General features: G+C 52.9%; 17 protein-coding genes. 5 read left to right on the top strand and 12 right to left on the bottom strand.

All coding sequences use genetic code 11. The annotated features are described in order from the left end of the window. Window positions 1-3: 3 nt before the first annotated feature. Both DT594_RS10480 and DT594_RS10485 read right to left on the bottom strand, forming a co-directional pair. Window positions 4-414 carry a putative toxin-antitoxin system toxin component, PIN family gene (locus DT594_RS10480; RefSeq protein WP_034011919.1) on the bottom strand — a complete coding sequence of 137 codons (411 nt, stop codon included), beginning with the start codon at window positions 412-414 and terminating at the stop codon, window positions 4-6. Further along, a complete protein-coding gene (locus DT594_RS10485) occupies window positions 414-653 on the bottom strand; it encodes a ribbon-helix-helix domain-containing protein (protein ID WP_034011918.1) in 240 nt (79 codons plus the stop codon). Before DT594_RS10485 ends, DT594_RS10480 begins: the two co-directional genes overlap by 1 nt. Window positions 654-853: 200 nt before the next feature. On the opposite strand from DT594_RS10485, the gene DT594_RS10490 reads away from it, so the two are divergent. Further along, complete coding sequence (locus DT594_RS10490; protein ID WP_047306926.1) at window positions 854-1,771, top strand: recombinase family protein; 918 nt, start codon at window positions 854-856, stop codon at window positions 1,769-1,771. Between the two features lie 108 nt (window positions 1,772-1,879). Here DT594_RS10490 and DT594_RS10495 read toward each other — a convergent pair whose 3' ends face one another. The 5 genes from DT594_RS10495 to DT594_RS10520 all read right to left on the bottom strand — a co-directional run bounded on the left by DT594_RS10495 (window position 1,880) and on the right by DT594_RS10520 (window position 6,094). Next, the gene (locus DT594_RS10495) at window positions 1,880-2,635 is read right to left on the bottom strand and encodes a hypothetical protein (protein WP_149332607.1); all 756 of its coding nucleotides are present in this window, start codon (window positions 2,633-2,635) and stop codon (window positions 1,880-1,882) included. A 251-nt stretch (window positions 2,636-2,886) separates the two neighbouring features. Then, window positions 2,887-4,022 (bottom strand): IS3 family transposase gene (locus DT594_RS10500; RefSeq protein ID WP_218574504.1). Its coding sequence is split into 2 segments (ribosomal slippage): window positions 2,887-3,782 and window positions 3,782-4,022, totalling 1,137 coding nucleotides; the frame shifts between segments, so codons are not numbered across the junction. Window positions 4,023-4,264: 242 nt separating this feature from the next. Then, window positions 4,265-4,942, bottom strand: coding sequence for a hypothetical protein (locus DT594_RS10510; protein WP_096347190.1), 678 nt, complete (start codon window positions 4,940-4,942; stop codon window positions 4,265-4,267). Window positions 4,943-4,956: 14 nt separating this feature from the next. Next, a complete protein-coding gene (locus DT594_RS10515; RefSeq protein WP_096347189.1) occupies window positions 4,957-5,691 on the bottom strand; it encodes a HupE/UreJ family protein in 735 nt (244 codons plus the stop codon). A 46-nt stretch (window positions 5,692-5,737) separates the two neighbouring features. Next, window positions 5,738-6,094, bottom strand: coding sequence for a hypothetical protein (locus tag DT594_RS10520; protein WP_096347188.1), 357 nt, complete (start codon window positions 6,092-6,094; stop codon window positions 5,738-5,740). A gap of 115 nt (window positions 6,095-6,209) precedes the next feature. Between DT594_RS10520 and DT594_RS10525 the strand changes: the two genes are divergently transcribed. Genes DT594_RS10525 through DT594_RS10535 form a run of 3 tightly spaced genes read left to right on the top strand, consistent with a single transcriptional unit; the run spans window position 6,210 to window position 7,805 of the window. Further along, window positions 6,210-6,497, top strand: coding sequence for a metal-sensing transcriptional repressor (locus tag DT594_RS10525; RefSeq protein WP_096347187.1), 288 nt, complete (start codon window positions 6,210-6,212; stop codon window positions 6,495-6,497). A gap of 23 nt (window positions 6,498-6,520) precedes the next feature. Then, window positions 6,521-7,357: a nickel/cobalt efflux transporter gene (locus DT594_RS10530; RefSeq protein WP_096347186.1), complete on the top strand. Its 837-nt coding sequence runs from the start codon at window positions 6,521-6,523 to the stop codon at window positions 7,355-7,357. Beyond that, window positions 7,350-7,805: a YqaA family protein gene (locus DT594_RS10535; protein WP_096347185.1), complete on the top strand. Its 456-nt coding sequence runs from the start codon at window positions 7,350-7,352 to the stop codon at window positions 7,803-7,805. The genes DT594_RS10530 and DT594_RS10535 overlap by 8 nt, the downstream gene beginning before the upstream one ends. A gap of 224 nt (window positions 7,806-8,029) precedes the next feature. Here DT594_RS10535 and DT594_RS10540 read toward each other — a convergent pair whose 3' ends face one another. Then, complete coding sequence (locus tag DT594_RS10540) at window positions 8,030-9,346, bottom strand: OprD family porin (protein ID WP_096347184.1); 1,317 nt, start codon at window positions 9,344-9,346, stop codon at window positions 8,030-8,032. Window positions 9,347-9,625: 279 nt separating this feature from the next. Between DT594_RS10540 and DT594_RS10545 the strand changes: the two genes are divergently transcribed. Continuing rightward, window positions 9,626-9,841, top strand: a complete 216-nt coding sequence (locus DT594_RS10545; RefSeq protein WP_096347183.1) for a hypothetical protein — start codon at window positions 9,626-9,628, stop codon at window positions 9,839-9,841. A gap of 325 nt (window positions 9,842-10,166) precedes the next feature. On the opposite strand, the gene DT594_RS10550 is transcribed toward DT594_RS10545, so the two are convergent. The 4 genes from DT594_RS10550 to DT594_RS10565 all read right to left on the bottom strand — a co-directional run bounded on the left by DT594_RS10550 (window position 10,167) and on the right by DT594_RS10565 (window position 16,573). Beyond that, on the bottom strand, window positions 10,167-13,301 hold the full coding sequence (locus DT594_RS10550; protein ID WP_096347182.1) for an efflux RND transporter permease subunit: 3,135 nt from the start codon (window positions 13,299-13,301) through the stop codon (window positions 10,167-10,169). An 11-nt stretch (window positions 13,302-13,312) separates the two neighbouring features. After that, window positions 13,313-13,681, bottom strand: coding sequence for a P-II family nitrogen regulator (locus tag DT594_RS10555; RefSeq protein ID WP_231703248.1), 369 nt, complete (start codon window positions 13,679-13,681; stop codon window positions 13,313-13,315). Next, window positions 13,671-15,236: an efflux RND transporter periplasmic adaptor subunit gene (locus tag DT594_RS10560; protein WP_096347180.1), complete on the bottom strand. Its 1,566-nt coding sequence runs from the start codon at window positions 15,234-15,236 to the stop codon at window positions 13,671-13,673. Before DT594_RS10560 ends, DT594_RS10555 begins: the two co-directional genes overlap by 11 nt. A 107-nt stretch (window positions 15,237-15,343) precedes the next feature. Then, window positions 15,344-16,573: a TolC family protein gene (locus DT594_RS10565; protein WP_231703249.1), complete on the bottom strand. Its 1,230-nt coding sequence runs from the start codon at window positions 16,571-16,573 to the stop codon at window positions 15,344-15,346. Between the last annotated feature and the right edge of the window lie 450 nt (window positions 16,574-17,023).

Here is a 17,023-nt window from a genome sequence, read left to right on the forward strand (position 1 = left end):
GGATCACAGTACCTCGGCGCAGAACACCGCGGGGGTGACAATCCGCGTGCGTTCGATATGCCCGCGCTGCAAGAGGCCGGCGCGGCGATCACCGGTCACCAGATAGTCCGCATTGCCCGCCAAGGCCATGGCCAGCAGAAATGAATCATCCGGATCATCGGCTTCAACCTCGATGACCAAGCGCTCCAATACTACTGCGCGTTGCAGGTTGTTGATCATGGCTCCGACTTTGGCAGGCTGCAGGATGGCCTGAAGCTTGGGGTATCGACTAGCGCGCCGAATCTCATCGAGCTGTGCCCGTGAGGTTACTACCTCGAAGCGAGCCGAACGCCAGGCCCGATAGATCACATCAGGGGCCCCATGCGGTGAGATCAGCGCGCTGAATAGAATGTTGGTATCCAATACAACCCGCATCAGCGTTTACGTGCCCAGTCGAGCGCTTCATCAACCGCGTCGGTCAGCTCTGCCTCACTTAGATGGACGTTGAAAGCCTTGGCCTGTTCAGCGCTCAGTTCCAGGATGTGTGCCCGCACCGCCTCTTCGATGAAGCGCGACAGGTCGCCCTTACGGCCACCGCCTTGGCTGGCCAGAAACATGCGAAGCGATTGGTCGGTGTCGGTAGAGACGGCGACGTTCCAGCGAGTGGTGTTCATGACTTCTCCAATAACAGGTGTTTGTGTGTTTATACACCCGTTCCTTGCCGCTTCGCAATGGTTCGATAAAACCCTCGTTTTATAGAACTTTAACGGAAGACCAGCCCTGCTCTGAGTTAAGCCTCATTATGGTTTTAAATACTGGTATCGTTAATCAAGGTTCTATTTTCAATTTATCTGTTGAGTAAACGGTACTTCTGATGAAAATTGGCTATGCGCGGGTGAGTACTCGGGATCAGAACGCAGACCTCCAGATCGATGCTCTGAAAAAGGCAGGCTGCGAGCGGATCTATCAAGACGTTGCCAGCGGCTCAAAAAGCGCACGTCCGGAACTGGATAAATTATTGGTTCATGTGCGAGCCGGTGATGCCGTGGTGATTTGGAAGCTGGATCGTCTGGGACGCTCACTCAAGCACCTGGTCGAACTGGTCGGTGAATTGGCCGCTCGTAACGTTGGCCTGCAAAGTCTGAATGACCCCATCGATACCACTCACGCGCAAGGGCGCTTTGTGTTCAACCTGTTCGCTTCATTGGCAGAGTTCGAACGCGAGTTGATTCGTGAGCGCACACAGGCCGGCTTGTCCGCTGCACGGTCACGTGGTCGAGTCGGTGGCCGTCCGAAGGGGTTGCCAGCTCAAGCCGAAGCGACAGCTATGGCCGCAGAAACGCTGTACCGCGAGGGACGGTTAAGTGTGAGCGCCATTGGCAAGAAACTGCACATCTCCAAAAGTACGCTTTACCGCTACCTCCGGCATCGCGGCATAACGATCGGCGTACCCACAAAAATCTCCCTGCATCTCGACATTACAGTCCCACCGGCAGTGGACGATGCCGAACGGATCGCGACGGTCATATTGCGCCTGGCCGTCGAGAACAACAGCAAGTTCGTGCGTGGCAAAAAGCGGGCAAAAGAGAACATCGAGCGTTACTGCCTGGAACCCTATGGCATGAAGCCACTGGAGTCGGGCAACTACGCACTGAGCATTCCATATCGCAATGATGAGGCATTGGATAAGACGGTACATGATCTGCTGACCGAGATCAGCCAGGAAGCCGAGATGCGCAATTGTTTTATCGAGGCGGATGCCTGGGAAGAGGGCTCTGAGCGGAGGTGGTAAGGCTTACGTTGGTTTTTGGTTCCATTGCTCCCCAAACCCCCACCACAGAGCTTACAAAACAGTTTTTAGAGCGAAGCTGCCATCAATACTTGACTGGCAGTAGGTCAGTTAAAGAGCCTTCGCAAGGTTTACCCACTCTTCGAAGTCTGTTCTCGCCGGAATATCCCAATTCTCCATCGCACCACCACTGAGCCTCCTCAATCCCAGATGCTTAGTATCAGAGGCCACTTCGATTAGTTCAGGCAGCACACTCCACAACTGCTCGATAAGGTTGGATTCGGGTACGACACCACTATGCGCGAGGTGATTGCGTTTTCGCCGCGCACGATTGAGGACACGATAGCAATCTTTGCTGAAAATATTCGATAAGCACAGAAGTTTGTGCTTCGTGGAAATGCTGCCAAGTCTCTTCTTGATCCTTGGCTTCGAGTGAGCTTTCGCAACGTAGACTGGAAAGCTGCTCCTGTTCTTTAGGTACTGCTCACGCCATATATGCTCCGTAAGCTGCTCCACAGTTATCCAGAGGTTGTTGAGTGCATCGCTGTTATTCCGATACATCATCGCCGTGTAGCCACTCAGTAGGAAGAGCGAAGAAAAAGACAGCATCGATTGAATGACCTGTTGTCCCTGGTGAAATGCCTTGTGCATCTCATCCACCATGAGGACTCTTGGGTGAATCAAAGGCCCCATACGATCTGTCGGAGCAGCCCAGTTCAAACGAAGGTTAGCGTGGAGTGATGGGGTATATGCAACGAGATTGGCCTTATCGTGTAACGCCCCAATAACGAGTTCCTCAGAGCGAAGAACTTCAACATGTATGCCGCCTAGAAGCAGGCTGCAAAGTATCTCATTGAGCTTGCGCACGCCATGAACCCGACTAGGGAAGTCATCACATTGAGGGATTGCTATGCCTCCATCGTAACTAACAAGGACTGGAATTCCGCTTGAGTCCCTAAGAGGTAGTTGTGCGACCACCTCAGCAAGCTTGCTTCCGTCATAGGAGTTCGCGTTGATCTGGTTTAGCGTAACGTTCAAGCCTGAGGAAGCGTTCCGATGGACAGCGCTGTAAGGACGTAAATGATGGAATGCCCCGGGTTTTTGGACACGTTGAAGCCTCATGCTGAAGCGGCCTCGAAAGCCTCTGGGCTTAAGCCGCCGAGATGGCTGTGGCGCCGATTTCGATTATAAAACACTTCGATGTAATCAAAGATATCTGCGCGAGCTATGTCTCTGGTTTTGTAGATGCGCTTCTTAATGCGCTCTTTTTTCAAACTACTAAAAAATGACTCCGCGACAGCATTGTCCCAACAATTGCCGCGTCGACTCATGCTTGGCTCAAGGTTGTGGTGATGACAGAATCGTCTCCAGTCGTCGCTGCCATATTGAGACCCCTGATCTGAGTGAACCAGCACTCGGCTAGTGGGTTTGCGACGCCAGACAGCCATCATGAGAGCGTCTAGAACGATCTCGCGTGCTAGCGTCGGTTTCATGGACCAGCCCACTACTCTGCGTGAGAACAGATCCAGTACGACTGCCAGGTATAGCCATCCTTGCCAGGTCCTAATGTAAGTAATATCGGTTACCCAAGCGGTGTCTGGTGTGGTCACCTTGAATTCCCGGTTAAGCGTATTGGGTGCCAGGATCGATGGTCGGCCGTTCACAACTCTTGGCTTTTTATAACCGTGTATCGCTTTGATATTATTGGTCTTCATGATGCGATGGACTCTGTGCTTACCGCACGTCTCACCAGTCTCTTTCAGGTCCATTGATATCCGCCGATAGCCATAGACGCCAAAGCTGGCACCGTAAGAAGCATGTATCAAAGGCAGCAGCCGAGCATCTTCGACAGCTCTGTCGGACAACGGCCGGAAACGCCATGCGTAGTAGCCGCTTCGCGAGATATCAAGCAGGTTGCACATGGTGCGCACCGGAAACTCGCTACTGTGGTCAGCAACAAATCGGTACTTCACTCGGGTTGGCTTGCGAAGTACCGAGCGGCCTTTTTTAAGATATCTCGCTCCTCCTCAGTTCGTCGAAGCTGGGCTCGCAGCTTAAGAATTTCCTTCTTTGCGTCGTTGAGCTCTGAGGTCTGTTCGTCGGATTTACTTGGCTTGATTGCCTTGACCCATTTGTGAAGGCTGTGGGCAGAGACACCCAGTCGCTCCGAGACCTCGGCTACTGGGTAACCCCTCTCGACGACCTGCCGGACCGCTTCGTCTTTGAATTCGGGTGAATATCGCTGGTTACTCATCACTTCCTCCTATGCTCAAATAATAGGCTAGAAGTGTCCAGGTAACCCGGGGCATTCCACCGCTTTTTGGCCGTTAACAGCCTGTCCGCCCAGACTGCTTTCGGCCAAGAGCGGCCAGCAGTCCAAGAGGTGTGGAGGAAGGTTTCAATATCTACCAGAAGCACACGTTTATGGTCCCCACGCCAAGCCAGCCTCAATTCGAGACTGGCCTGGCGAGACTGCAATTAATTATGTCTTCCGCTTCACATCGCCCGCTTTAACTCACCGTAGTTGCCACGAGTGCGGAGAATCAGCGTGACATCCTCAGTGTTCCGGTTACGGAAAAACCAGCCATGATTGCCGGTGAACGCCGCCGTGAGTTCACCTTCATCCTCCGCTACACCACGCCCTTTCTCATAAGAAATCGACTGGCCACTGCCATCACCGTGGGTATCAAAGTTCACCGCCCCCCCATCGGATACCCAGTGAAAACTGGCAACCGCCCCGTCCTCCATCGTCAGCTTGAACTCTGTGCCTTCCCCAGGAGTAAGGACAAACTGTGCCTCATCTTTCCATTCGGGCGCCGCCGCAGCTGCGGGCGCAGGGGTTGAGGCAGTGGCTTCGATTTGTGGCTCAGGGAAGGTCGCGGCCTGCTGAGCAGGTGCAACGGGCTCGGGTGAAAACGCTTCAGTGGTGGTAGGTACCGCCGTCAACTGCGCGGCTTCATCCGCAGCGGCTTCATCGGCAAGTTGCTGTTTGATCTCGCCCATCTCAGTCAAACCCAACAAACGGCCTACACCCGTCGGGTCCATCGCGTATTCGGCTGGCATGACCACGGTCACCAGAAGCACCAATGCAACGATGGCGGAGATGATGGTAGAGCGAATCAGTTTTGCTGTACTGGGTAGTTCGGCGCGTGAGGGCATATCGGTGTTGTACATAAGTGTCTCCAGAATCAAGCAATAAAGTAGCCGGTGAGCTGATAGCCGATGAGCAGAAATCCCGCGCCCATCATGGCCACGTTGGCGGTGTAGGCATGACGGAAGAAGCCGTCAGTCTTACGCCAGAAGCTCATTGCAATCAGGATCATGGCCAAGGCAATCAGCTGACCCACTTCCACGCCGATATTGAACGCAAGCAGGTTCGGGACCAGACCATCCGGGGAGATGTCGTATTCGATAATCTTCGATGACAGACCGAAGCCGTGAAACAAACCAAAGATCAAGGTGGCGGCTTTGGTGTTGGGTTGAAAGCCAAACCAGCGTTGGTAAGCGCCCAGGTTATCCAGCGCCTTGTAGACCACAGAAAGGCCGATGATCGCGTCAATGATGTAGCTGTTGATACCGATATTGAAGTACACGCCCAGCAGCATGGTGAGCGAGTGTCCAACAGCAAACAGGCTTACATAGATAGCGATATGTTTCATGCGGTAGAGGAAGAAAATCACCCCCAGCAGAAACAGCAGATGATCATAGCCGGTGACCATGTGCTTGGCCCCGAGGTACATGAAGGCAATGAGGTTCACGCCAGTGATTTCCTGAATGTAGCCCTTATCGCCTTCGGCGACAGCGTGGGCAAATGCGTCAGGCATACCTATAAGCAACAGCGTGATGAACAGTAATAACAGCAATAGCGGGCGATTCGAGCGTACGAGGAATCTGCCCGGATCGCTTCCTGGAAAAGAATGCATGATTTAGTCCTGAATGACAGTGGTTATAAGCCGCGAGGCGGCGTTGTCAGCACACCAGGTCAGGACGGGGAGGCCGCTTGAATAAAAAAATCGGTGCCGCAGGCACAAAACTGCTTGCGTCACGCAGAAGCGCTGGACTCTTCGATTGAGCACTTACGCCAAGAGGCGTATTCAGATGCGGCGTTTCGTGCACGTGATCGGCAGTCAGCGATGAATGGAAGTGATCCGCACAGATTGAGCAGATGGGAACGTCGTTACCGTGCGAATGCGCGTGAGCATGTTTGTCGCCCCAGGCGGGCGGGCTTGCGCCATTCATCAATGCCGAGCTGTGCCCGACCCATGCCATCAATACGACGAGAGCGAGGGCAAATATCACCTTGGCGCTGATGGGCTTGCTGGGCATATCTTGAGGGTCCGGTGCCTGGGGCTGGTGATTCTTGCTGATTCAACGGATTGACCGTATCCCCTCCAGGGGGATAGGATACGAGCATAATCCATCGAGACATGAGACTCAATACATGAGCGAAAACGGAGAGGGCCACCAGCACGCAAGCCATGGCGATATCGTCAAAAGATTGAAACGGGCAGAGGGTCACCTACGCAGCATCATCACCATGATTGAAAGCAGCCGCCCCTGTGTCGATATTGCACAACAGTTGCACGCGGTCGAAAAGGCCGTCTGCCAAGCCAAGCGAACGCTTATTCAGGACCATATTGACCACTGTCTGGAGCACACGTTAGAAGCGCTTTCCGGCGGTGAACGTGCACCACTGGAAGATTTCAAGCAAATCACCAAATACCTCTAAAACTTTCCCAGCAGGTTTCTCCCATGTCGAGTTTCGCCGAACTACTGCAACAGGGAGCCTCCCAGGCGTGGTTATATTTTCCCACCGCCATTTTACTGGGCGCTCTGCACGGCCTGGAGCCGGGACACTCCAAAACCATGATGGCGGCGTTTATCGTGGCGATTCGCGGCACGGTGAAACAGGCCGTGCTGCTTGGTTTCGCAGCGACGATTTCTCACACGGCGGTAGTCTGGTTAGTGGCCATGTTTGGCATGTATCTGGGGCAGAATCTCGACGCTGACACTACCGAACCCTACTTCCAGCTCGCCAGCGCCGCCATCATTATTCTCATCGCCCTGTGGATGCTGTGGCGCACCTGGCAGGGCGAGCAAACATGGCAGTTCGAGGCGGCTAGTGCGCATCAGCATCACCATGAACATGAACATGGCCATAACCATGATCATGTCAAAGCTGGAGGGCTTGAGCTGTCGCTGGAAGGTTATCAGGATGCCCACGAACGAGCGCATGCCGAGGATATCCGCACGCGTTTCAGCAATGGCAATGTCAGCACCGGCCAGATCATTCTGTTCGGGCTGACTGGGGGTTTGATCCCCTGTCCGGCGGCGATTACCGTATTGCTGCTCTGCCTGCAGGTGAAAGAAGTCACACTGGGAGCTGTATTGGTGCTGTGCTTCAGTATTGGTTTGGCAATCACGCTGGTCACTGTTGGCGCCGCTGCCGCCATCGGCGCACGCCAAGCGTCCAATCGATGGCCGTGGCTCAGCACCGTAGCACGCCGCGCCCCTTATTTTTCCAGCGTACTGATCATCGGCGTGGGGATATATATCGGCATTCACGGCTGGAACGGGCTAAATGCCTGACATTTGGCTTGAGCTTTCCGGCTATTTTGGACTTTTCCTCGCAGCATTCGGCGCTGCCACGCTATTGCCGATGCAGTCAGAAGCGGTGCTGGTCGGATTATTGCTGACAGACCATTATGCTGCCTGGGCATTATTGACGGTAGCGACCATCGGCAATGTGCTTGGCTCCGCGCTCAACTGGCTACTCGGCCGCTCCATCGAACGCTACCGGCAAAAACGCTGGTTTCCGGTCAGCGAAGGCAAGCTGGAACGGGCACAGCGGGCTTATCATCGCTTTGGTCGCTGGTCGCTACTTCTCAGTTGGGTGCCGATCATTGGCGACCCACTTACCGTGGTCGCCGGCGTCATGCGCGAACCTTTCTGGAGTTTTCTGTTGATCGTTACCCTGGCCAAGGCTGCCCGCTACTTGTTGCTGGCAGCGCTGACCCTGGGTTGGGTTGGCCTCTGAGACCGCCCTGCCGACAATCGTAAAGCAAAAAAAGCGCCGGTTAAGGCGCTAAAACATCTCTTTTTGAAGGAGCAAATTGCTGCAAGAGATGAAGACGGTAATAAATCATTGCTTGGTCGCAAGATCAAAAACCAATGTAGCTCTCAACACAGGCTCTAGCTCATGCGCTCTGCGGCGCGATCAAGCGTGAGCAAGTACGATCCCACGCTTGGCCGCCAAGCCGTTCAGAGCACCTCTAGTGGGTACTCTACAATCAGACGAACTTCATCAAGGTCGGATTCAAATTCGGTAGCACGGGTCGTAGCCTGGCGAAGCCTGAAGGTCAAACCTTTCATTCCTCCCCCTTGAACAACATAGCTAGCTTCCACGTTACGCTCCCACCGCTTTTGATTCGTCAATGGCACACCGTTTCCATCACGACGGACATAGATATCATTAGCGCCGGAGTAGTTTGCATCTCGCCCCTGTGCATAACGGGTCATTAAACTTAGCCCGGGCCAGCCAAACGTCGTCATATCCAGGTTATACCGAATCTGCCGGGAGTTTTCTTTGGGCGAGTTAAAGTCACTATATTGAATCGAGTTATCCAGATAAATAGAGCCGGACTGACGCAGATAATCAAAATCGTCATCGCCACTATTTCTTTGTAATGCAACAGTGACCGTATGTGGACCAAACTGCACACCGGCATTACCGCTGTAAATATCATTATCGAAACGGCCTAACAACTCCCGACCTTGATCAACCGCGCGGTAATAGTTAAGGCCGCCCATCAGCGTCAGATTATCTGCCAACGGATATGTAAATGATGTGCCGGCGTAATGTTGATCCCATGCATCCTTGAGCCGACTGGTGTAAAGACTGACATTGACGTTACGACCCAGATCATAGTCCCCGCCAAAATAAGCAACCCAAGGCGAACTGACCGGGCCTGCATAGAACGTAGCAAAATCGTCTCGCATGCTACTTGTGTTGGGTTGGCTCATGGAGTGCAGGCGGCCCGCCTGAATGGTCAGTTTATCGACCTCAGTGCTGACCAGATTGACACCCCGAAAGCTTTGGGGCAATAACCGGTAATCGCCGTAATACACTACCGGCGTCTGCGGAAATACATCGCCTATTTTTATTTCGGTATCTTGAAATTTTGCCTTTACCGCACCTCCTACTTTGGAGTAACTATTTTCAGCACGGCCCGCACTGTCATAGGGCAGAAGGTCGACAGAGCCACCTGCGCCTGAGCGGCCACCACCTGAATCAAGTTTGAGCCCCAACATGGCAAAGGCGTCGACACCGAAGCCAATGGTGCCATGAGTAAAGCCAGAGCGAAATTCTCCAATAACCGCATGAGCCCATTCTTCAGAATAGCCATTACCTACAGGGCTGGACTGGCCGTTGCGAAAATCACGGTTGAAGTAAAAGTTTCGGTTGGTCAGGTCCAGGCTACTTCCCTCAACGAAGCCATCAGCCTCCTCAGCAGCCAGCGCACTACCCGAACCGATAGCCAAAACCAAAGCAGGAAAAAGGATTTGTCTTTTATTCATCAGTTGCTCCTTAACTGTGGCATACATCGCGATAAGACTTTATTTGTTTAATGGTTATAAGGCGGAGTATGCCGGATTAAAATAACACCCAACTGACGGTCACATTACAATTTTGACATAAACATGAAATTCGCAGGACTTCGTCATAAAAGACGCATCAAACACAAGAACGCTTTAATTATTCGGACATAACTCAATAATAACCAATTTGTCATTTTGCGTTCAGCTTGCTGTTACTCATCTTCGGTAAGCTATGGGGTATACAAACGAGGAGGTTCCATGAAAGCAATCAGTAAACTGGCTATACCATTTGTTATCGCTTTAATGTCGGCTAACGTACTGGCTGAGGATGGCAGTGATCGCGCACTTAGCGGTGTATCATCCGCTAGAGCTCCGCAACATATCCAAAGTGATCGTGATAATTCCTATGTGGCAAAGCAGGAGGAGAGCAAGCGTAAGGAGGAGGCAAAAGCGAGCGCTGACACTCAAGACTGAGTATTGTCCTAGTGCGACAAATCGAGTAAGCGGTTTTATTCATAGCTGCTCAACAAGCCAATTAGATGATTATCTAGTTGGCTTTTTTGTTAATGGTCATCTCCCGGCATTTATCCCACGCCAGCCCCCCTTCAATTATCCAGCCTAGCGATCCACGGCTTTGGCGCAGGACTCAAAAGGGCATTGCAAACTGTTTGCAATTGCGAGCAAAACCCAGAGCCAACCGGCAGTTCAACTGAAACTGCCAGCGCCCGCTAATCAAATCAGCTTCTGAAAAACCAGGCAGCATACGCCGTGTGACACAACAACGGCGTCGCCTGCCATTCTACGTGCGTATGCCCGAGCGTTGATGAGCCAATCGGTAAAGCACTGGTAGCACCAGCAGTGTCAGCGCCGTCGAAGACAGTATTCCCCCTATGACGACTGTCGCCAAAGGCCGTTGCACTTCGGCACCAGTACCAACAGCCAGCGCCATTGGAATAAACCCCAGAGAAGCAACCAGTGCCGTCATCAGAACCGGTCTTAACCGAGTCAAAGCCCCTTGCCTGATCGCGTCATCCAAACCTAATCCGGTTTCGCGAAGCATACGAATGAAAGAGATCATTACCAGCCCGTTCAATACGGCGACCCCTGAAAGGGCGATAAAACCGACCCCGGCTGAAATTGACAGTGGAATATCACGCAACCACAACGCAGCTATCCCCCCTGTCAGCGCAAAAGGTACGCCAGTGAAGACAAGCAAACCGTCCTTGAAATTGCCAAACATCATGAAGAGCAGGGTGAATACCAACAATAGCGATACTGGAACTACAATCTGCAGCCGTTTTGCCGCAGACTGAAGCTGCTCAAACGTGCCGCCCCAAGCCGTCCAGTAGCCTGGCGGTACGTCTACAGACTCGTCTAAACGCGCTTTCGCCTCCGCCACAAAAGATCCGATATCACGTTCGCGGATGTTTGCGGTAACGACCACCCTTCGCTTGCCATCTTCCCGGCTGATTTGGTTTGGTCCAGGGGTCGAAATAACCGTCGCCACGTCACCTAGACGTATGAAACTCGAGCCTCCGACCTGGTCGCCACTTGCAAGCCGTATGGGAAGTTGTTCGATTCTTTCGACATTGTTTCGCCATTCATCGGACAACCGCACTTCTATTTCAAACCTGCGATCCCCCTCAAAAAGCACACCTGCCTCGCGGCCACCGACTGATATCGCCACGACATCCTGTATGTCCGACAAACTCAGGCCATACCGCGACGCCTTTTCACGATCAATTTCAACGCTGAGCATCGGCAGGCCTGTTGTTTGCTCTACTTTCACATCAGCTGCTCCGGGGATACCTTCGAGAACTTCGGCAATTTCTTCGGCCGTTTCGTTCATAATGTCCATGTCATCGCCAAAAACTTTAACAGCCAAGTCACTACGCACGCCCGATATAAGCTCGTTAAAGCGCATTTCAATGGGCTGGGTGAATTCATAATTATTGCCCGCCACCTCCTCTACCGCTTTTTGCATCTCTGAAACCAGATCTGATTTTGCTCGCTCAGGGTCTGGCCACTCTTCTCTCGGCTTGAGCATTACAAAATTATCTGCGACGTTCGGAGGCATGGGATCGGTGGCAATCTCTGCCGTACCCAGCTTGGCGAACACCGTATCCACCTCAGCAAAAGACATGATTCTCCGCTCGAGCTGAGCTTGCATCTCAATAGCCTGTGTAAGGCTGGTACCCGGGATTCGCAGCGCGTGCAGCGCTATGTCGCCCTCATCCAAACTAGGTACAAATTCACTACCCATACGGGACGCAGTCAAGGCGGACAGCCCGATCAACACCACTACCACAGTCAGTACCAGGGGTTTGCTGACCAGAACCCAGTCGAGCAATGGCGCATATCCTCGCTTGGCCCAAGCCATAACACGGCTTTCCTTCTCACTCACTTTGCCGGTAAGAAAGAGCGCAACCGCTGCCGGGACAAAAGTAATCGAAAGAATCATGGCGCCAAGCAACGCGGCTACTACGGTAAAAGCCATAGGGTGAAACATCTTGCCCTCTACGCCAGTCAAGGCAAAAATCGGCAAATACACCACCATGATTATCAGCTGTCCGAAGAGCAACGGCCTACGTGCCTCTCGGGACGCAGCGAGCACTTCGCTGAAGCGTTCGTTCCGGGTTAATGCGCGACCAGCAATTGTTTGCGCGTGAGCCAAGCGACGTACACAGTTTTCGACGATAACCACCGCGCCGTCCACAATGATGCCAAAGTCCAGCGCGCCCAAACTCATCAGGTTGGCGCTTACCTTGTTGTTGACCATTCCAGTAAAAGTAAAAAGCATCGATAGCGGAATCACCATTGCGGTAATAATCGCGGCCCGAATATTGCCAAGGAAAAGAAAAAGTATCGCTATAACAAGCAAAGCGCCCTCAATGAGGTTCTTTTTCACCGTACTGATGGCCTTATCAACCAGGATGGTTCGGTCATATACTGTCTTCGCAAAAACACCATCCGGCAGGCTGCGGTTTATTTCTTTCAGTCGCAGGTCAACGGCCTGGGCAACGGAACGGCTATTTTCGCCCATGAGCATAAACGCCGTGCCTAACACCACCTCCTGGCCATTTTCGGTGGCGGCGCCCGTGCGTAGCTCCTTTCCTAACCCCACCTCGGCTATGTCCGCGATACGAACCGGCGCCCCATCGACGTTTTTAATGATGATGTTGCCGATATCCGCTATGTCACCAACCTGACCAGGCGCACGTATGAGATATTGCTCTCCGTTGCGCTCTATGTAGCCTGCTCCCACGTTGGCATTATTGCGCTCCAGAGCAGTTATCACCTCGTTTAACGTTAAACCGTGAGCGACCAGAAGCGCGGGATCAGGGGACACCTGGAATTCCTTCGCGAACCCGCCAATCGTGTTGATCTCTGTTACGCCTCGTACTGTTCTCAATTGAGGCTTTACAATCCAGTCCTGGATCTCCCGCAGATCCATCGGCGTATAATCGCTGCCGTCCGGTTTTTTTGCATCCGGCTCGGTCTCAATGGTCCACATGTAGATCTCACCCAGACCGGAAGCAATCGGCCCCATTTTAGGCGAGAGCTCTCCAGGCAGGTTACTTCTTGCCTCCTGTATGCGTTCGTTGACGAGTTGACGTGCAAAATAGATATCAGTCCCTTCATCAAAGATAACCGTGACCTGAGACAACCCGTAACGAGATAAAGAACGCGTTTCCTGCAAGTTGGGTAGGCCAGACATGACCGTTTCTACCGGATAAGTAACCCGTTGTTCTACCTCTAATGGCGAGTAGCCTGGAGCTGCGGTATTTATCTGAACCTGTACGTTGGTGATATCGGGAACTGCATCAATCGGCAACTTCTGGTAGCTATAGATCCCCAGAGCGGCCATACCCAAGACCGCCAGAATGACCAGCCAGCGCTGATCAATAGAGAATCGAATTATTCTTTCAAACATGTTTTTGACTCCTAAAGCGCTTCATTTCCACGCTCTCCGGTACGGATGCGTAACACATCTGTCAGCGTGGTAACGGCGACAATGCCGTCCCCAGGGATACCCGTATGTGCTGCCTTTTCTATCGCCTGAAGAACATCATCGAGGAAATCATCGGAACAAAAAATCAGAAGCATAAAATGCTGGTGAGCGTCCGGATCCCATTCGTCCGCAATGTACCGATGGCCTTCTCCATGGCCTCGCGGGTGACCTTGCGCCGGCACAATGGTGAACCCGGGAAGGTGCGGCAACGCGTGAAGCACCTGCTCTACCGCTTCAAGCCGGCCAGGCCGGACAATGGCTGTAACTTGTTTCATCTCGGATGACTCCAGATTAATGGTCATGGCTCGCGCCGGCTTTTCCAAGCTCGGCCTTTACAAGGAAGCTATTGTCCTGCGCATATTGGTCGCCGGACTTGAGCCCCGATAGAACCTCTACAAAACGGCCGTCAGTCCTCCCGAGTTCAACTGGCCGCGCTTCAAAAAAGCTGCCGAAGCGTCCAAACACGACGGACCAGTCTCGGATCGTCTGCACGGCATCGGTCGATACCGCGATCGGCACAGTCGTCTCGTCAGTGACAATATCGACAGTAGCCAAAAGACCAGGACGCCAGATGCCGTCGGCATTATCCAAAACAATACGCGCTACGGCGGAGCGCGACTGAGCCCCCACCAACGCACTGATGTAAGATATGTGCCCCTCGGCGGTTGCGGAAAAAGCGCTGGCGCTTACCATCGCTCGCTGCCCCTCGGCTATGGCACCAAGATCCTTTGCCGAGACGGTCGCCTCTATCCAGACTGAAGACAGGTCGGACACGGTAAAGACAGAAGATGCCTCGTTTACAATCTCGCCCACCGAGATTTTTTTCTCTGTGATAACACCGTCGATTGGAGAGACGATCCCGAACTCGGTCAGGCTCACCGCAGCAGACCCACCCACCCATGCAACCTGTTCCTGAAGGCGCTGGACCGCAATATTGGCTTCTTGCAGCTCAAGCTGCGCCTGAAGAAAGTCTTGCTCGGCGGAGATTTTTTCTTTCCAAAGCTGCCGTTCCCGATCAAAGGTTCTTTGCGCCAACTGGGATCGTTTTTGTGCCGCCAGTAACTCCCCGCGCACTGTTGCCAACGCCTGACTTGTAACCGTTGCCAGAACCTGGCCTTTGCGAACTTTGTCACCGGCATTAGCCGACACCGACGTAACGCGCCCCGAGAGTTGAGGCACGACCTGGACAGTGTTGTCATTGTTGTAGCGAACTTCACCCAACGTCTGAACAAGCGACGCGATTGTTGTCGGACCCGCGGTTGCCACGCTGACGCCACCCTGCTCAAGCTGCGCATCGCTAAGCGTTACACGTGCCTCAACCTGCTCGTAGCTAAAAGCGAATGTGGATCCCCCGTATTGAACGTCCAGGTCAACCCGGAAGGAATGAGGCTCAATTACGACCTGATCGCCCAAAAGATAGTCGTTCATCTGGGTAAATTGTATGACCTGCGCATCTTGCCCAAGCCGGTGCAATTGCATTTCCACTGTGCTCTTGGCCGGGTCCAGCAATTCACCATCAAGATAGGTATAAACCCGAAATTCAGGGTCCGCGCCCTCTTCAAATATTGTCACCTCAACGCCGTAGTCACCCTTTGTGAAAAGCTTGCCGCCCTTCGGGCCGGTCACAGCTTCGAGGGCCTCCTGATGTTCCGGATCAGCGCCGTCAGTAGCCGAAGATCCGTTGCGACGCTCCTCGTCATCGTGGCCTGCCGCATCTTCATGATTCGATTCCTGGCCATGCGCATCAGTTTCGACCGATTCCTCACCGTCTCTTACCATCAAACCAGCGAGAACCAATCCCACCGCGAGCACCACTGCTATTATCAAATACTGCTTTTTGGGATTTGTGGATGCCATCTGACACTCCAGTAATAAAGTAATTATAAAAACCCGTGACACACAACTGCCCCTGACTCGAAGCAGTTCAATGCCGATAAGGCGGGCGACGTAATAAGGTTTTACAACTAGCGATCAAACTCGGCATCGAGCTCAACACCGAGCTCAACACCATAGATTTTTTCCAACTTGACCCAGGCGTCAATCGCTCTTCCGAGCGAGTCCATATATCGGGACTGCACCGCAAAGAATGTACGCTGAGCGTCAAGCACATCTATCAACGCGAACTTTCCCATTTCAAAACCGCGAACGGCGCCCTCCAACGCATTTTCTGAGTCAGGAAGCAGGCGCGTATTAAGCGAATGGACTTCTCTTTTTGCATACTTCCATTGCTCTAACGTGCGCCGAACTTCCGCACGCATACGCAACTCTGTTGCCTGCCCAATATCTCTGGCCTGGTCAGCGCCTCGCGCTGCGGAGAGTAGCGCTCCGCGGTTGCGATTAAACAGCGGCAACGGCACTGATACACCCACCAGGTTGACTCGCTGCCCCAACGCACGATCATATTGGCTACCCACGCTGAGACTCACCGTGGGTATTCGCTCCGCTTTCTCAACACCCACATTGGCCTCTGCCCGCAGAATATTCATGCGGGCCAACCTGACTTCAGGTACCCCTTCCACACGCGACAGTATTATTTCCGAGGCTGGCAGCGCGGGAAGAGCCTCAAAGCTTCCCTCCACTGAGTTGAAGAACGGCGCGCCCTGACCACCGACAAGGGCGAGCATCGAATAGGCATTTTCGAGGTCAAATCTAGCGCTTTCCATTTTGAGCTGTATGTCTGACAGCTCCAGTTGTGCGCGGGTGGCCTCCATGGGAGAGGCCTTGCCTGCGGTAACTCGCCCTTGCGCAACTGCAGCACCACGAGTGGCTAGCTCTACCGCCTTACCGGATAGCTCAAACGCTTCCTGTGCACGAAGCGCTGAATAGAATGCGTGAATGACCGCGGAGCGCAATTCATTGACCTTTTGCTCTGTCTGGATCAAAGCCACATCTCGATCTCGCTCGGCAAAGGTCGTGCGAGCACGACGCTTACCCCCCAATTCAATTGGCTGGGTGAACTCAACGCTAGTCAGGCTCGATTCACGGCGGGTATCTTCGACAGCCACGGACAGCTCTGGGTTTGGCAGTGAAGCGGCTTGTATAACGGACCCTTTTGCGATGTCGGCTTCCCATCGTGCTGCTGCTAGATCTGGGTTCTCCGCAAACGCTACCGCCATCGCTTCCTGAATTGTCAGCGATTCTCGCGATAGCACCGCAGACATCGCGTCAAAAGGAACCAGCAACAGAGCCAACAACCCGACGATGCAACGCCACCCTCGGCATTGCCCGTAGGGCACAATATTCTCTAAATGCACTTGGAAATTCTCCTCAACCGCTACTCAAACAAACCGTCAGACTCACTGAACCCGGAAATCTAAAGAGACCGTTGAAAACAGGAGCCGAACGCTACTTGTCTGGAACGTTAGCGTTGTGGAGCTATCACAGAGGTGTCGATATAATTACAAATATGTTATGTGGGACTATTTCAACATTAGTTATATTAATATTACCCACGCTGGATTGATCAAAGAAAACATCATTCAATGGTCAAAAAATACAATGCGGCATATTGTCACTCCGCATGTGCCTGGTCAGCCCGATGTGCCGGGCGGGCGGCATTAACCGAATGAGTGCATCGCATTGCTCAATTAAATATATTAACAACTTACATCAAACAATAGTGTCTCGTTAGTGGGCACTATATA

The sequence above is a fragment of the Halopseudomonas laoshanensis genome (assembly GCF_008365385.1).
Taxonomy (GTDB): Bacteria; Pseudomonadota; Gammaproteobacteria; order Pseudomonadales; family Pseudomonadaceae; genus Halopseudomonas; species Halopseudomonas laoshanensis.

What these genes read in the sequence shown, in the direction of transcription:
- DT594_RS10490 (WP_047306926.1), top strand. Translation starts at nt 854, where the DNA reads ATGAAAATTGGCTATGCGCGGGTGAGTACTCGGGATCAGAACGCAGAC.
- DT594_RS10555 (WP_231703248.1), bottom strand. Translation starts at nt 13,681, where the DNA reads ATGACCATTAATCTGGAGTCATCCGAGATGAAACAAGTTACAGCCATT.
- DT594_RS10520 (WP_096347188.1), bottom strand. Translation starts at nt 6,094, where the DNA reads ATGCCCAGCAAGCCCATCAGCGCCAAGGTGATATTTGCCCTCGCTCTC.
- DT594_RS10535 (WP_096347185.1), top strand. Translation starts at nt 7,350, where the DNA reads ATGCCTGACATTTGGCTTGAGCTTTCCGGCTATTTTGGACTTTTCCTC.
- DT594_RS10525 (WP_096347187.1), top strand. Translation starts at nt 6,210, where the DNA reads ATGAGCGAAAACGGAGAGGGCCACCAGCACGCAAGCCATGGCGATATC.
- DT594_RS10480 (WP_034011919.1), bottom strand. Translation starts at nt 414, where the DNA reads ATGCGGGTTGTATTGGATACCAACATTCTATTCAGCGCGCTGATCTCA.
- DT594_RS10545 (WP_096347183.1), top strand. Translation starts at nt 9,626, where the DNA reads ATGAAAGCAATCAGTAAACTGGCTATACCATTTGTTATCGCTTTAATG.
- DT594_RS10550 (WP_096347182.1), bottom strand. Translation starts at nt 13,301, where the DNA reads ATGTTTGAAAGAATAATTCGATTCTCTATTGATCAGCGCTGGCTGGTC.
- DT594_RS10485 (WP_034011918.1), bottom strand. Translation starts at nt 653, where the DNA reads ATGAACACCACTCGCTGGAACGTCGCCGTCTCTACCGACACCGACCAA.
- DT594_RS10540 (WP_096347184.1), bottom strand. Translation starts at nt 9,346, where the DNA reads ATGAATAAAAGACAAATCCTTTTTCCTGCTTTGGTTTTGGCTATCGGT.
- DT594_RS10530 (WP_096347186.1), top strand. Translation starts at nt 6,521, where the DNA reads ATGTCGAGTTTCGCCGAACTACTGCAACAGGGAGCCTCCCAGGCGTGG.
- DT594_RS10515 (WP_096347189.1), bottom strand. Translation starts at nt 5,691, where the DNA reads ATGCATTCTTTTCCAGGAAGCGATCCGGGCAGATTCCTCGTACGCTCG.
- DT594_RS10510 (WP_096347190.1), bottom strand. Translation starts at nt 4,942, where the DNA reads ATGTACAACACCGATATGCCCTCACGCGCCGAACTACCCAGTACAGCA.
- DT594_RS10560 (WP_096347180.1), bottom strand. Translation starts at nt 15,236, where the DNA reads ATGGCATCCACAAATCCCAAAAAGCAGTATTTGATAATAGCAGTGGTG.